The organism is Phaeovulum sp., assembly GCF_030684035.1.
Taxonomy (GTDB): Bacteria; Pseudomonadota; Alphaproteobacteria; order Rhodobacterales; family Rhodobacteraceae; genus UBA6213.
The window spans coordinates 63765-78136 of record NZ_JAUXPI010000014.1 but is presented as its reverse complement, the minus strand read 5'-3'; the positions used below and the strand labels follow the sequence as shown (position 1 = coordinate 78136).

Here is a 14372-nt window from a genome sequence, read left to right as displayed (position 1 = left end):
CAAACCCTGTCCGCCAAGGGCAAGCCCGCCAAGGTCGTGATCACTGCCGTGATGCGAAAGCTCATCGTGCTTTCCAACATTCTTATCGCAGCCGGACGAAAATGGGTGCCAAAAACAGCTTGACCATCACGGATACTGCGCTCCGAATCGCACCACCGTCAGCAACGCATCCAGATGCGGGCGCAACACATAGGCAAATTCAAGCCGCCCGTCGCCATCCAGATCAATCGCCCCGATCGGTGCCAGCCAACGGTGCGGCGTGCCGATGAATGGCCCCGCCGCAATCCGCCCCTCCGGCCCCCAGATCGCCAGTCGCGACCCCTGCGCAAGCTGGCTTTCCACCACCACCGCCTCGGCCACACCGTCGCCGGTAAGGTCCGCCAGCCGGGGGGCGACATCTTCAAACACCATGTCGTCGGGCAGGCCAAAGCGGCGCTCGGCCCCGCTCTCAAACACCAGCACCAGTTCGGCCCACTCGCCACCGGCAACCGCCCCATGGCCATAGCGCGTCGTCAGCGCCTCATACCGTGCAGCGGCAATGGTCTCACCTGCTGCGGGTGCCGCAGCTAGCATCAGGGCCAGCACCGCTCGCCACATCAGATCTGTTTCTCCGGAATATGCACCACCAGCCCATCAAGCGCCTCGGTCACCTTGATCTGGCAGGTCAGCCGCGAACGCACCGGGTCCGGCTTGTAGGCAAAATCCAGCATGTCCTCTTCCATCGCATCCTTTTTCGGCACCCGGTCCAGCCAGGCATCGTCCACATAGACATGGCAGGTGGAACAGGCGCAGGCCCCGCCGCAGTCGGCGTCAATCCCGGGCACGCCATTGTCGCGTGCACCCTCCATCACCGTCTTGCCCGGCCGCACCTCGACATCGTGACGGGTGCCGTTAAACTCCATATAGGTAATCATCGCCATCGCAACCGCTTCCTTCCGCCCGGCTCTTTCTTGCCGGTTTCAGCCCGAGACTTAGGCGGTTGCGCGCGGTTTTGCCAGATGCCACCGCAGGGGATTTGGCGCAACCGGGCTTTCGGGCACCCGGCACTTCCGCTAGTCTCGCCCAAAGCCAAATTGCAGGACGCGCCCCAGCCATGCCCCGCCCCCTCGCTGCCACGTTTTGCGCGCTCGCCCTCGCCGCCTGCACCACCGCGCTACCGCAGCCGCAGGCGGCACCCAGACCGACACTGGCGGCGGAGATGAGCTTGCGCGCGCCGCGCCCGGCCGAGGGTGCCTGCTGGGCCAGCCAGATCCGCCCGGCGGTGATCGAAACCATCACCGAGCAGGTGCTGGTGCGCCCGGAAACCCGCGACCCGGCAACCGGTGCCATCACCGGCCCGGCGACCTTCCGCACCGAAACCCGCCAGGAGATCGTCTCTGACCAGACGCCAGTCTGGTTCCGCACCCCCTGCGATGAAATCCTCACCCCCGAGTTCATCACCACACTGCAACGCGCCTTGCGCGCGCGTGGGCTTTATCGGGGGCTCACCAGCGGCCAGATCGACAGCGCCACCAGCCGCGCGATCAGCGCCTATCAGACCCCGCGCGGCCTGCCGAGCGGCACCCTCGCACTCGCCACCGCGCGCGAACTCGGTCTGATCGCCTGGCAAAACCCGAACTGATCGAAAAGGGCACCCCAGCCGGGGTGCCCTTCGCAGCCATCAGGCCTTTGTCTCAGGAAACCGGCAGCGCCACGAACCGTGGCTCGCCTTCGCGCCGGATCAGCAGCAGCACCGATTTGCGGCCCGCCGCGCGCGCCTCCTCGATGCGCGCATCGAGATCGCGCAGGCTCGCCACCGGCCGCTGCCCTGCCTCGGTAATCACGTCCCCGGCGCGCAACCCGCGCTGCCAGGCTTCGCTGTCGGTGGTCACTTCGGTAATGACCAGCCCCTCGGTGCTGGAAGGCAGGCCCATTTCGCCCGCGGTCTTCGGCGTCAGCGGCTCCAGTGTCATGCCCAGCAAGTTGCGGCTTGTCGGCACCGGCGCGGACCCTGTGTCGCTTTCGCCTTCCGCCAGTTCACGCTGACCAAGTGTCACCTTCAGTTTCACTTCGTCGCCGTTGCGCAGCACAACCACGTCCACCTCTTCGCCCACTGGCGCATCGCCGACACGGCGCACCAGATCGCGGCTGTTGCGCACTTCGCCCCCGTCGAATCGGGTGATGATATCGCCCGCCTTGACCCCGGCTTCAAGCGAAGGCCCGGTAGGCACATCGGTCACCATCGCGCCGCGCGCATTGCGCAGGCCAAGCGCCTCGGCCATGTCCGGGGTGATGTCCTGGATCTTCACCCCAAGCCAGCCGCGCCGCGTGCCGCCAAACTCCTGCAACTGCGCCACAACCTTGAAAACCACGTTCGAGGCCATCGAGAAGCCGATCCCGATCGAGCCGCCATTGGGCGAAAGGATCGCCGTGTTGACCCCGATGACATCGCCCTCAAGGTTGAACAGCGGCCCGCCCGAGTTGCCCCGGTTGATCGCGGCATCGGTCTGCAAATAGTCGTCATAGGTGCCGCTCAGTTCGCGATTGCGCGCCGAAATGATCCCGGCGCTCACCGAAAAGCCCTGCCCCAACGGGTTGCCGACCGCCAAAACCCAGTCGCCCACCCGCATCACGTCGCTATCGCCGAATTTCACAAACGGCAGCGCATCGCTGGCTTCCACCTTCAAAAGCGCGATATCTGTTTTCGGATCGGTGCCGACCAGCTTCGCAGGCATCCGCTCGCCACCGAAGAACTCGACCTCGATCTGGTCGGCATCCTCGATCACATGGTTGTTCGTCACGATATAGCCATCGGCCGAAATCACGAAGCCCGAGCCGAGCGCGTTGGAACTGCGCGGCTCCTGCGGCCCGCCAAAATCCTTGAAGAGGTCGCCAAACGGCGACCCGTCAGGAAAAATCGGCCTGCCGTCGATCGGCGCGGTAACGGTTGTGGTGGTGGTGATGTTGACCACCGAGGGGCTGACCATTTCGGCCAGATCGGCGAAACTGTCGGGCGCGGCGTAGGCGCGGCTGAAAAGTCCCGCGCCGAGCGCCACCGCCACCGAAAGCACTACGGCCGGAAACAGACCCGCGAGCCCGCGCCCAAGGCGCGTCTCTGTCGCAAGGCTCGACGTCACTGATGTCATTGCATTCACCCCGTGCAAAACCAATTGCTGCCCGGCGCAGCCCGGGCTCGGCTCGTATGTGCTACTTGGGCACGACGCTTGGCAAATGAAAGCCAATCGCGCCGGCTCAAGCCTCTGTGATAACCGCTTCACTGTCTCAGGCGGCAAGCCATCGCGCAAGCCAGATCAGCAGCACGCCCACCCCAAGCGCCGCAAGGCCCAGCGCCCGGCGCTGTTCCGCCGAAAGTCCGCGCAGCAGATCAAGCGCTGCCTGAATGCGCGAAGGGGCCAGCGCCAGCGCCAGCCCCTCCACCGCCAATACCAGCCCGATCCCCAACAGGACCGTGCCGATCATTCCGCCTTGTCCGAGCGTAGATAATCAAAGAAAGTGCTGTCCGGCTGCATCACGATCGACGAATTGCCCGCCTGCAATGCCCGCTCATACGAAGTGAGCGAGCGGGTGAAAGCGAAGAACTCTGGGTCGCGGCCGAAGGCTTCGGCATAGATCGCGTTGCGCTCGGCATCGGCCTCGCCACGGATGATCTCGGCCTGCTTGCGCGCCTCCGAGGTCAGCTCGATCACCGTGCGGTCGGCGGTGGCGCGCACCCGCTGCGCCGCCTCGCCACCACGCGCAATCTCGTCCGCCGCCTCGCGTTCGCGCTCGGCGCGCATCCGCGCGTAGGTGGCGCTGAGGTTCTGGTCGGGCAGATCGGTGCGGGTCAGCCGCACGTCGATCACATCCACCCCCAGCGCCGCCGCCTGCCCCTTGGCGATGTCGCGGATACGGTTCATCAGCGAGGTTCGATCCGCCGACAGCACGGCGGTTGACGGCACCGAACCCATCACCTCGCGGATCGCGTTGACGATCAGGTTCTGCAACCGGTTCTGCGCCAGTTGAATGCCCTGGGTGCCGACCGCCTGGCGGAACTTGACCACATCGACAATGCGCCAGCGCGCAAAGGCATCGACCACCAGCCGGCGGTCGTCAAGCGGTGTCACCTCCAAGGGCGGTGTCGGCAGGCTCAGGATGCGGTCATCATAGCGCACCACCTCCTGAATCAGCGGTACCTTGAAGGCAAGGCCTGCGGTTTCGCGCACCGCCACCACCTCGCCGAATTGCAGCACCAGCGCCTTTTCGCGCTCGTCCACCACGAACACCGAGGAAAGCCCCAGCGCCACCACCACTGCGGCGGCGGGAATAAGTATGCGTGTGCTTACCATCAGTTGGTCCCCCCGGCCCGGTTCAGCTCATTGAGCGGCAGATAGGGCACCACGCCCCCGGCCGCGCCGGAAACCCCGTCGAGGATCACCTTGTTCATGCCACCAAACACCTTTTCCATGGTCTCCAGATACATCCGCTTCCGCGTCACCTCAGGTGCCTTGATGTATTCTTCATAGACCGCGATGAACCGGCTGGTTTCGCCCAGCGCGTCGTTCACCACCTGCGCGCGGTAGCCTTCGGCTTCCTCGCCCAGCCTTGCCGCATCGCCGCGCGCCCGCGCGGTCACGGTGTTGGCGTAGGCATCGGCCTCTTTCTCAAGCCGGTCGCGCTCTTGTTGCGCTGCCTGCACCTGGCGGAAGCTGTCGATCACCTCGCGCGGCGGGTCGGCGCGGTCAAAGTTCATCCGCACCACCCGAATGCCTGCCTGATAGCTGTCAAGCGTGCCCTGCACGGCCGACAAAAGGTCATTGCCGATCGCACCCCGGTCGCGGTTCAGAATCGGCGCCAGTTCGCTGCGGGCGATGATGTCGCGCATCGCACTTTCGGAGACCGCGCGGATCGTGCCTTCCGGGTCGGCGAGGTTGAACAGAAAGGCGTCCGGCTCCATCACGTTCCAGACTACCTGAAACTCGATATCGACAATGTTCTGGTCGCGCGTCAGCATCAGCCCGGTATCAAGCGGTCCGCCACGTCCGGTGCCGATATCGGTTGTCCGCTCGCCGGTCACCTGCACGATTTCGGCGCGCACCACCGGCCAGGGTGCAAAGTTCAGCCCGGGCTGGCCGATCGTCTGGAACCTGCCGAACATAAGTTCGATCGAGCGTTCCTCGGGCTTCACCGTATAAAAAGAGGCATAGGCCCAGACCGCCGCTGCCGCCAGCACCGCAAGCCCGAGCGTGCTGCGGGTGAAGGCCGGTCCGGCAGGCAAACCGCTGCCGCCGCCACCGCCGTTGCCACCTCGCCGCGCGCCGCGCCCGCCCATCAGTACGCGCAACTGCTCGGTGCCTTTTTTCATGATCTCTTCGATCTCGGGGATCTGCGATCCTTCGCCCGGCCTGCGCCCGGGCCTGCGGTCGCCGTCACGGTCGTCGTCGTCGTTGCCGCCGCCGCCGCCCCAGGGTCCACCATTGCTCATGAAATCCTCACCTTCCTTTGTTCGCGTCATTGTGTCCAAACTGGGCACAGACGGCTGAAAATCAACCCGCGCGCGCGGGTTTTCGCATCGTCACGAGCTCTTCCGCCATGCTTGGGTGCACCGCGCAGGTGCGGTCGAAGTCTTCCTTGCTGGCGCCCATCTTGATCGCTATGGCCGCCATCTGGATCATTTCACCCGCTTCGGGCGCGACGATATGGCAGCCGAGAACCTTTCGGGTTTCCGCCGATACCACCAGTTTCATCAGAACCCTGTGGCTGCGCCCGGCAAACGCGCCGCGCATCGGGCGAAAGCTTGTAGCGTAAATCTCCACCGGCCCCGCGGCGCGCGCTTCCTCTTCGGTCAGCCCCACGGTGCCAAGCTCGCAGGGCTGGGTGAAAACTGCGCTGGCTACCAATTCGTGGTCCGGCTGGCGCGGCGTGCCGCCAAAAACCGTGTCGGCATAGGCATGCCCCTCGCGAATTGCCACCGGGGTCAGGTTGATCCGGTCGGTCACATCGCCCACCGCATGGAGCCACGGCACCGAGCTCTGGCTCCAGCCGTCAACCAGAATCTCGCCTCTGCGGCCAAGCTTCACCCCTGCCGCCTCCAGCCCCAGCCCGGCGGTATTGGGCACCCGCCCTGTCGCATAGACCACCGCGTCAAAAACCGCTTCGCCCCCGTCGATGCCGCGCACGCAAAACCCGCCCGGCCGCCGTTCGATCGCCGCCACATCGGCCCCCAGCCGCAAGTCCACCCCGGCCTCGACGAGTTGCCCGCCAATATGTGCCCGCGCCTCGTCATCAAAACCGCGCAACACCTGCGTGCCCCGGTAGTACTGCGTGACCTTCACCCCCAACCCGTTGAGAATCGAGGCAAACTCGCAGGCAATGAACCCCCCGCCAACCACCAGCACCGACCCCGGCAACGCCTCGAGCTTGAAGATCTCGTTCGAGGTGATCACATGCTCGGCCCCCGGAAACTCGGGCACGAAGGGTCGCCCGCCGGTCGCAACAAGAATATGCCGCGCTCGCAACCGTTCGCCCGTCGCCAGCCGCACCAGCTGCGGTTCCTCGATCACGGCGCGGGTGTTGTAGACCGCCACCCCCGCACCCTTGAGCCCAGCCCGATAGGCCGCCTCCAGCCGGTCAAGCTCGGCATCCAGTTTCAGCCGGAACGCGGTCCAGTCGAACCCACCCGTCGTCACCTGCCAACCATAGGCCCGCGCCTCCGCCATCGCCGCGGGAAAGCCCGAAGCGAAGACCATCAGTTTCTTCGGAACGCAGCCGCGGATGACACAGGTGCCGCCCATCCGGTATTCCTCGGCCAGCGCTACCCTTGCGCCATGCTCGCCCGCCGCAATCCGCGCCGCGCGCACCCCGCCCGAACCGCCGCCGATAACGAAAAGATCAACGTCGCACCCGCTCACTCGCCCATCTCCGAAAACAGGTTCTCGCTTTCCACGAACTCGATGCGATCATGCTCGACCGTGCCCTTGTTGATATCGCGGATCTCGATCCGGCCATCACCTTGGCCGATGATGACGACATCGCAGATGTCGATGAAAAGCCCGTTTTCCACCACCCCGGGGATCTGGTTCAGCACCAGCGCCAGTTGTCGGACATTTCCAATCCGGCTCAGATGCAGATCAACGATGAAATTGCCCTCGTCGGTGACAAACGGCTTGTCGCCGTTGAGCCGCAGCGAAGTGGTGCGCCCAAGCACGTCCATGCTGACCAGCGTTTCCTCCAGAAGCGCGCGCGTCGTCTGCCAGCCAAAGGGAATAACCTCGACCGGCAGCGGAAACGCCCCCAGTTGCGCCACTTCCTTGGCGGCGTCGGCAATGACGATCATCTGGTCAGAAGCGGTCGCCACGATCTTTTCGCGCAACAGCGCGCCACCGCCGCCCTTGATGAGGTTCATCTGCTGATCGAATTCGTCGGTGCCGTCGATGGTGAGATCAAGCCATTTCGCTTCGTCAAGGTCGATGATCTCGATCCCCACCTGCCGCGCCAGGTCAGCGGTGCGGGCAGAGGTGGCGACGCCGCGAATGCGCAGGCCTTCCTCGCGCACCACGTCGCCAAGGCAGCGCACCATCCAAGCGGCGGTCGATCCGGTGCCAAGCCCTACCCGCATGCCGTCTTCGACAAATTCAACGGCGCGGCGGGCTGCGGCGAATTTGGCTTTGTCGATCGGCGAAAGCTCGGCTGGCATCGGTCTGGCTCCTTTGGCGGGTCGCGGAAGTTATAGGCAATCGCCCGGGCGCGCGCGAGACCATTCTTGTCGCCTGGACTCAGGCGCGCAAAAAGCACCCCGCGCGCTGGCCCCGGCGGCCCGGTTACAGCGTAAATCGCGCGGTGCCTGTCGCTTTCGGCGCTTGCGCGCAGGCACCAGTCGGGCACTCTGGCAAAGGGTGCCAAGGGAGAGCGGCATGTTCCTGAGCGTTTTCGATATCTTCAAGGTCGGGGTCGGCCCATCGTCGTCGCATACCATGGGGCCGATGGTCGCGGCGTCGCGGTTTCTGGCCTGTCTGCGTGCCTCGCCGTTCCAGCCGCACGGACTGCGCGCCAGCCTGCACGGCTCGCTCGCCTTCACCGGCAAGGGCCACGCGACCGACCGCGCCACCATTCTCGGCCTCGCGGGATTCGCCCCCGAAACCTACGATGCCGTGGCCGCCGATGCAGCGCTTGCCGCAAACCGCGAAACCTGTTGCCTCACGCCTCCCGGCCTGCCACGGCTCCGCTTCGACCCGGCGCGGGATCTCGTCTTCGACTACGGCGCGCCGCTGCCCGGCCATGCCAACGGGATGGTTCTGCTGGCCACCGACGCCGAGGGCGACGTGATCCTGCAGGAGACCTATTATTCGATCGGCGGCGGCTTCGTGCTGACCGCCGCCGAAGTCGCGGCGGTGAATGAAGCCGCGCTTGCCGAGCCTTCGCCGGTGCCCTACCCGTTCCGCACCGCCGCCGAAATGCTCTCCATGGCCCGCGCCTCGCGCCTGACCATCGCTGCGATGAAGCGCGCCAACGAACGGGTGTTCCGGTCCGAAGCCAAGATCGACGATGGCCTCGCCCGGATCTGGCAGGCGATGAATGCCTGCATCGGCCGCGGCCTCGCCGCCGATGGCATCCTGCCCGGTGGGCTCAGCGTCAAACGCCGGGCGCATTCCATTCACCAAAGCCTGCTGGCCGAACGCGGCCTGAACCTCAGCGCGCCCCATACCATCAATGACTGGATGCTGACCTATGCGATGGCGGTGAACGAGGAAAACGCGGCAGGCGGGCAGGTGGTGACCGCCCCCACCAACGGTGCTGCCGGGGTGCTGCCGGCGGTGATCCGCTACTGGCTCGACCATGTGCCGGGGGCAGCACCCACCCGCGTCGGCGAGTTCCTTCTGACCGCCGCCGCCGTCGGTGGCCTGATCAAACGCAACGCCTCGATCTCGGGTGCCGAGGCGGGATGCCAGGCCGAGGTCGGATCCGCCGCCGCCATGGCCGCCGCAGGCCTTGCAGCGGTGCTCGGCGGCAGCCCGGAGCAGGTTGAGAACGCTGCGGAAATCGCACTCGAACACCATCTTGGCATGACCTGCGACCCGGTGCGCGGCCTCGTCCAGGTGCCCTGCATCGAGCGCAACGGCCTTGGCGCGATCAAGGCGGTCTCCGCCGCCAGCCTCGCCCTGCGCGGTGACGGCACCCACCTCGTGCCGCTCGATTCAGCAATCGAGACGATGCGCCAGACCGGCCGCGACATGCACGCGCATTACAAGGAAACCTCGCTCGGCGGCCTCGCGGTCAACGTGCCAAACTGCTGAGCCACCGCCCCGCCCCCTCGTTGGGGAGGATGGGGGGGCCACGCCGCGCGCACCTGGCCGCCCAGCCCGCCCTTCGCAAGAAAGCCGCCCCCAGCCGCGCCGTCAACGCGCCCAACTGTCGAGCCACCGCCCCCTCCCCCCTCGTGGGGGAGCATGGGGGGCCGCGCCACGCGCGCCGAGCCGCCCTGCCCGCCCATTCAAGGAACCCGCCCCCCCCCCGGGCAGCCTCGCCGTCAACATGCCCGACCGCCGAACCCCCGCCATTGCACCCGAAATGTGCCCGATACACGATCCCGCTTGCCGCCCCACTCGGCCCAAGCTAGCGGGGGCGCATGAACCCCACTGACCGCATCCTCCCCGGCGTCGCGCTGATGATCGCCTTTTGCGTGATTGCGCCCTTGATCGACGTCGCCTCGAAACTCGCCGCGCAAGAAGTGTCGGTCGGGGTGGTCACGCTCGCCCGCTTCGTGGTTCAGGCGGCGCTGATGGCACCGATCATCACCTATCTGCGGCTTGACTGGCGGATGAGCCGCCGCGCCTTCTGGCTGACCCTCGCCCGCGCCGCGGTCAGCATCGGCTCGACCTACAGCTTCGTTGCGGCGGTCAAGGTGATGCCGGTCGCTGATGCGCTCGCCATCGCCTTTGTCGAGCCGTTCATCATCCTCTTGATCGGCAAGCTGGTGATGGCCGAACAGGTCGGCCCGCGCCGCCTTGCCGCCTCGGTGGTAGGATTTGTCGGCGCACTTTTCGTGATCCAGCCTTCCTTCGCCGTATTCGGGCCGGTGGCGCTCTTCCCGCTCGGCACCGCCTTTTTCTTCGCGCTCTACATGCTGCTCACCCGCGCCCTCAGCCGCCACATGCACCCTGTGACCATGCAGATGCACACCGCCCTCGCCGCCACTCTCATGTGCCTGCCGTTTCTGGCGCTCGGCACCGCGCTCGGCGAGAACTCCTTGTCACTCGCCCCGCCCCAAGGTGTCTTCTGGCTCTGGCTGTTCTTCGTCGGCCTGGCCGCCACGGTCAGCCACATGGCAATGACCTACGCGCTGAAATGGGCCCCCTCGGCAACCCTAGCGCCGCTCCACTACCTCGAAATCGTCACCGCAACGCTGTTCGGCTATCTGGTGTTCGGCGATTTTCCGAACCTGCTCACCTGGGTCGGCATTGCCATCATCATCGCCTCCGGGCTCTACATCATCCACCGCGAGCAGCTAACGGCACGCCAAGCCCGGCAAGTGCGGCGCTGAGACAGGCTAGCGGCAGCAGCACCAGCATCGGCCCGTCAAGGCGGAGAAGCACCGCGCCGGTAGCCTCGTTCGAGGTGCCGATCCGGCCAGCTGGGGCAAAATCCGCTCCTTCCAGCGGCCAGCGCAGCCCTTCGGCACGGCCCCGCACCCGCCCCATCGGAAACAGCGAAACCCGGGTGCCGGGGATCAGGTCAAGCGCCAGAACGGGAGGTGCCAGAAACGCCACATCCTCGCCCCCGACCCACACCAGCCGCCGCCCCGGATGCCGCGCCAGCGTGGCCATTGCGGCCAAGGTATGATCAAGCCGCCCGCCGCCAAACCCCAGCGCCAGAAAGAACGGTGCCTCGACATGGGCAAGGCATTTGTCGAAATCGGTGCCCTCCTGCTCGGCGATCCGGTGCAGCCTTCCCGGCGCAATCGCCGCCCGCGCGGCAGGCGAGATCGAGTCGAGATCGCCCAGCACCGCTTCGGGCTCCAGCCCAAGCGCCAGTGCCCGGTCCGCGCCCCCATCCGCGGCAACCAGGCAGGGGGCGATTGTCAACACTTCGGTAACCGAGGCGGCGTTAACCTCGCCCGCGCCCAAAAGCGTGACCCCCAGCCCGGAATGGACAATGCAGCCGTTCATACCGATACTGATGCCGAATAAGGCACCCGCGCACAACCGGGGCCGGAATGAATCCTTTCCTTCGCCGCAATTGGTTCATGGTTAAGAACCAATTGGCCGCGATGGTAACCACTGTAGGTATCGAAGAAAGCGAGCGTTCCATGGTTGGTGCAAGCAAGATCTTGACCGTTTCATACGGCACCTTCTCCTGCACGCTGGAGGGTTTCGACGAGCCTTTCTCGACGATGAAGGCAATTGCCGAATACTTCCGTGACCTTGCAGCCGATGATCGCTACTTCGGCGCAGAACCTCCCACCCCCGATACCGAGATGCTGCACCGCATCGCCGAGCGCGAGGCCCGTCGCCGGGTCGAAGCCAGGATCGGCGCGCATGGCATCACGCTGCGCCCGAAGGGTGAGGATGTGCCGGCCGCTGGCGAAGCACTGACCGATACGGCGGTTGATTCGCAAGCGACCGCCCCGCCAGCAGAACCCGCCCCCGATCTTTCGGCGATGCCGCCGATGATGCCGGAATTCGAATCTATCGAGGATTCGGTCGCAGCCAAGCTTGCCCGTATTCGCGCCGCCGTAGCGGGGGCCCGCGCCGCAGCGGCTCAGCCCGCCTATGACAACGAGGCCGAAGCGGACGCAACCCCGGCCGCCATTTCCGACCAGAATTTCGGCTTTGATATTGACCTCGGCGGGCCGCTGCAAAGCGAACCGGAGGCGGATGCCGCGCCGACTGGAACCGATGAAACCGCGGCTTCTGCACAGCCTCTGCCGCACCCCAAAGCCGAGCCGGAGCCTGAGACAATTGCCGGTGTCGCGGAAGCGACCACAGAGGCGCGCGAAGCTCTCGCGGAACCGGCGGCGGTTGCCGCGGTTGCCACCGAAACCACCAAGGCGCGGCGCGGTGCTGCCCGCCGCGCCGCGCGCAATGCAGCCGCACTTGCGGCGCTGACCAGCGCTGCGGCTCCCTTCATTGCAGCCACGCCCGAAGCCGAAGCGCCCCAGGGACGGGATGCCGAGCCGGAGCCGCAACCGATTGAATGGCTCGACGAGCCCATTGCCGAAGCTGACGAATTCAAGCGCACGGCTTTGCCCGAAGCCACGACTGACGCGATTGCCGAGGCGGCGGGCGATGCCGAGCCATCGCAGTCCGCCGAGGTTGATAGTGACCAGCCCGCGTCCGAAACCACCACCCCCGAGGTGACCGAGGCAGATGCGGGCACCGACGAGACCGGCATTGCCGAAACCTTCGCCATGCTGGCCGCCGAAGCCGATGGCTCTGCCGTGCCCGAGGAGACCGAGGCAGCACCACCCGAAGCCGCCGCCGAAGCGCTACCCGAAAGCCCCGTTGCCGACGATATCTGGGACGATGCAGAACCCGTCTCGGCCGCCCCGGCAGAGGCAGCGCGGGTGCGCGCCCGGGTCATCAAGGTCCGCCGCCCCGACGCCCCTGCAGCGGAGTCCGCGCCCACCGACATCGCCGAAGCCGCAGCAGAGGTCATGAACGACACCGACACGCTCGCCGCCGTTTCGGCCGCGCTGGCCGAACCTGAAATTCCCGCCCCCGAAGCCGCACTGCTTTCGCCCGAGGAAGAAGCGGCACTTGCGCGCGAACTCGCGGAACTCGAAGCGGAACTCGCGCCGCCGAGCAGCGACGATCTGGATATGGACTTTGATTCGGATGAGGACGAAGGCCTGCGCCTGGCGCTCGGCAGCACCGCCGCGATTCCCGAGGCAGAGATCGTCGAGCCCGTTGCGCCCGTTGAAGCCCGGCCTGCCGCACCCGCCCAGCGCCCGCGCGACGCCGCCGCCGCCGAGCCTGCCGAGGCCAATCTTTCGCGGCTTCTCGACGAGACCAATACCAAGCTCGATGGGCCGGAAAACCGCCGCCGCTTTTCGGCGATCGCGCATCTGAAAGCGGCGGTCGCGGCCACCGTGGCCGACCGCAAGCTGCGCAGTCCCGATGAGGCCGCGGCCGCCGAAGCCGAAGACGCGCGCGATCTGGAACGCTACCGCGAAGATCTGACCAAGGCCGTTCGCCCGCGCCGCCCGATACCGGGTGCCGAGGCCGCGACCCAGCGCCCCGCCGTGCCCGAACAGCGGCCGGCACCGCTGGTTCTGGTTTCCGAACAGCGCATTGACCGGCCGCGCAATGCCGCCGTGGCCGAGCCAAATGTCATCCGCCCGCGCCGGATCAGCGTGGCGCAGGTCGCCACCGCAGCACTGCCCGACGCTGACGACGAGGAAGATTTCGACGGGCCGCCGATGACCCTCTCCGAAGCCCGCAGCTTTGCCGAATTCGCCGAAAGCCTCGGCGCGCGCGAATTGCCCGAACTGCTCGAAGCCGCCGCCGCCTATACCGCGCGGATCGAAGGGCAGCCGCATTTCTCGCGCCCGCAGATCATCCGCAAGGTCGCGGCGCTGGCCGAAGACGCGGGCTACAACCGCGAAGCGGGGCTGCGCAGCTTTGGCACGTTGCTGCGCCAGGGCAAGATCGCCAAGGTCAGGCGCGGCCAGTTCGCGATTACCGAGGCGTCGCGTTTTTATCCGCGCGCAGCGGGTTCGCGCTGAAGCACCATGCGATAGCGGATGTGCCCGTCGTCGGTTGCGATGCTGTCATAAAGCCGCCGCGCCGTTTCGTTGGCGCGCTCGGTCATCCAGTATAGCCGCGCCCAGCCGCGCGCGCGACCAAGCACCATCAGATCCTCGATCAGCGCCCGGCCAATACCCTGCCCGCGCGCCGCTTCGGCGACGTAGAGATCCTCCAGATAGCCATCTGGCCCCAGCGTCCAGGTGCTCAGGTGCCAATGGTGCGCGGCGAAACCCAGCACCTGCCCCCCCGCCAGTGCCAATCGCAGCCCAAGGCGCGAGTCCGCGTCAAGCGCGCGGGCCCAGGTGGCATCTGTTATTTCATCCGCAATTTCCACGCCGTAAAAAGCAAGATAAGCGGCCCAGAGGTCGCGCCATGCAGCTTCGTCACCCGCCTGGGCATCGCGGATTTCAATCATCGTCATTCGTGGCAGGTGCCTCCGGGTCGGCCTTGCCGACGCCTAGGAACACCCGGCGGAATGGCAGGATCCAGACCACCCCCAACACCAGATAGACGAGCATTTCCAGCGCCGCCGGCATGCGGCCAAAGCTGCGGTCCCACCAGGCGATCAGCACCAGTGCAGTGACAATCCAGGCGGGCATCACCACCAGCAAGACCAGAAGCGAAAGGCGGCGGCGGGTGCGGTATGTCATC

At 66.3% G+C, this 14372-nt stretch carries 15 protein-coding genes; 4 read left to right on the top strand and 11 right to left on the bottom strand.

The features are described from left to right. Positions 1-126 precede the first annotated feature (126 nt). Together Q8J98_RS04540 and Q8J98_RS04535 are read right to left on the bottom strand one after the other, a co-directional pair. Complete coding sequence (locus tag Q8J98_RS04540) at positions 127-597, bottom strand: VCBS repeat-containing protein (RefSeq protein WP_305293329.1); 471 nt, start codon at positions 595-597, stop codon at positions 127-129. After that, entirely contained in the window at positions 597-920 is a 324-nt protein-coding gene (locus Q8J98_RS04535; protein WP_305293328.1) for a 2Fe-2S iron-sulfur cluster-binding protein, read from the bottom strand. The genes Q8J98_RS04540 and Q8J98_RS04535 overlap by 1 nt, the downstream gene beginning before the upstream one ends. Positions 921-1093: 173 nt before the next feature. On the opposite strand from Q8J98_RS04535, the gene Q8J98_RS04530 reads away from it, so the two are divergent. Beyond that, the gene (locus Q8J98_RS04530) at positions 1094-1621 is read left to right on the top strand and encodes a peptidoglycan-binding domain-containing protein (RefSeq protein WP_305293327.1); all 528 of its coding nucleotides are present in this window, start codon (positions 1094-1096) and stop codon (positions 1619-1621) included. 52 nt (positions 1622-1673) lie between these two features. Here the strand turns inward: Q8J98_RS04530 and Q8J98_RS04525 are convergent, their stop codons facing one another. The 6 genes from Q8J98_RS04525 to rpiA form a co-directional block, all read right to left on the bottom strand. Further along, the gene (locus Q8J98_RS04525; protein WP_305293326.1) at positions 1674-3125 is read right to left on the bottom strand and encodes a Do family serine endopeptidase; all 1452 of its coding nucleotides are present in this window, start codon (positions 3123-3125) and stop codon (positions 1674-1676) included. A gap of 136 nt (positions 3126-3261) precedes the next feature. Next, positions 3262-3459: a DUF2065 domain-containing protein gene (locus tag Q8J98_RS04520; RefSeq protein ID WP_322214950.1), complete on the bottom strand. Its 198-nt coding sequence runs from the start codon at positions 3457-3459 to the stop codon at positions 3262-3264. Beyond that, the gene (gene hflC, locus Q8J98_RS04515; RefSeq protein ID WP_305293325.1) at positions 3456-4325 is read right to left on the bottom strand and encodes a protease modulator HflC; all 870 of its coding nucleotides are present in this window, start codon (positions 4323-4325) and stop codon (positions 3456-3458) included. Before hflC ends, Q8J98_RS04520 begins: the two co-directional genes overlap by 4 nt. Beyond that, on the bottom strand, positions 4325-5461 hold the full coding sequence (gene hflK / locus Q8J98_RS04510) for an FtsH protease activity modulator HflK (protein ID WP_305184975.1): 1137 nt from the start codon (positions 5459-5461) through the stop codon (positions 4325-4327). The genes hflC and hflK overlap by 1 nt, the downstream gene beginning before the upstream one ends. 61 nt (positions 5462-5522) lie before the next feature. Beyond that, a complete protein-coding gene (gene gorA, locus Q8J98_RS04505) occupies positions 5523-6887 on the bottom strand; it encodes a glutathione-disulfide reductase (RefSeq protein WP_305293324.1) in 1365 nt (454 codons plus the stop codon). After that, on the bottom strand, positions 6884-7672 hold the full coding sequence (gene rpiA, locus Q8J98_RS04500) for a ribose-5-phosphate isomerase RpiA (protein ID WP_305293323.1): 789 nt from the start codon (positions 7670-7672) through the stop codon (positions 6884-6886). Before rpiA ends, gorA begins: the two co-directional genes overlap by 4 nt. Before the next feature lie 217 nt (positions 7673-7889). On the opposite strand from rpiA, the gene Q8J98_RS04495 reads away from it, so the two are divergent. Together Q8J98_RS04495 and Q8J98_RS04490 are read left to right on the top strand one after the other, a co-directional pair. Beyond that, positions 7890-9269 carry an L-serine ammonia-lyase gene (locus Q8J98_RS04495; RefSeq protein WP_305293322.1) on the top strand — a complete coding sequence of 460 codons (1380 nt, stop codon included), beginning with the start codon at positions 7890-7892 and terminating at the stop codon, positions 9267-9269. A 332-nt stretch (positions 9270-9601) separates the two neighbouring features. Next, a complete protein-coding gene (locus Q8J98_RS04490) occupies positions 9602-10516 on the top strand; it encodes a DMT family transporter (RefSeq protein ID WP_305293321.1) in 915 nt (304 codons plus the stop codon). Here the strand turns inward: Q8J98_RS04490 and Q8J98_RS04485 are convergent. Next, complete coding sequence (locus Q8J98_RS04485) at positions 10464-11141, bottom strand: thiamine diphosphokinase (RefSeq protein ID WP_305293320.1); 678 nt, start codon at positions 11139-11141, stop codon at positions 10464-10466. The genes Q8J98_RS04490 and Q8J98_RS04485 overlap by 53 nt on opposite strands. Positions 11142-11281: 140 nt before the next feature. On the opposite strand from Q8J98_RS04485, the gene Q8J98_RS04480 reads away from it, so the two are divergent. Then, entirely contained in the window at positions 11282-13699 is a 2418-nt protein-coding gene (locus tag Q8J98_RS04480; protein WP_305293319.1) for a hypothetical protein, read from the top strand. Here the strand turns inward: Q8J98_RS04480 and Q8J98_RS04475 are convergent. Together Q8J98_RS04475 and Q8J98_RS04470 are read right to left on the bottom strand one after the other, a co-directional pair. After that, a complete protein-coding gene (locus tag Q8J98_RS04475) occupies positions 13672-14142 on the bottom strand; it encodes a GNAT family N-acetyltransferase (RefSeq protein WP_305293318.1) in 471 nt (156 codons plus the stop codon). The genes Q8J98_RS04480 and Q8J98_RS04475 overlap by 28 nt on opposite strands. Then, the gene (locus tag Q8J98_RS04470; RefSeq protein WP_305184984.1) at positions 14129-14371 is read right to left on the bottom strand and encodes a DUF2842 domain-containing protein; all 243 of its coding nucleotides are present in this window, start codon (positions 14369-14371) and stop codon (positions 14129-14131) included. The genes Q8J98_RS04475 and Q8J98_RS04470 overlap by 14 nt, the downstream gene beginning before the upstream one ends. Position 14372: the final 1 nt, after the last annotated feature.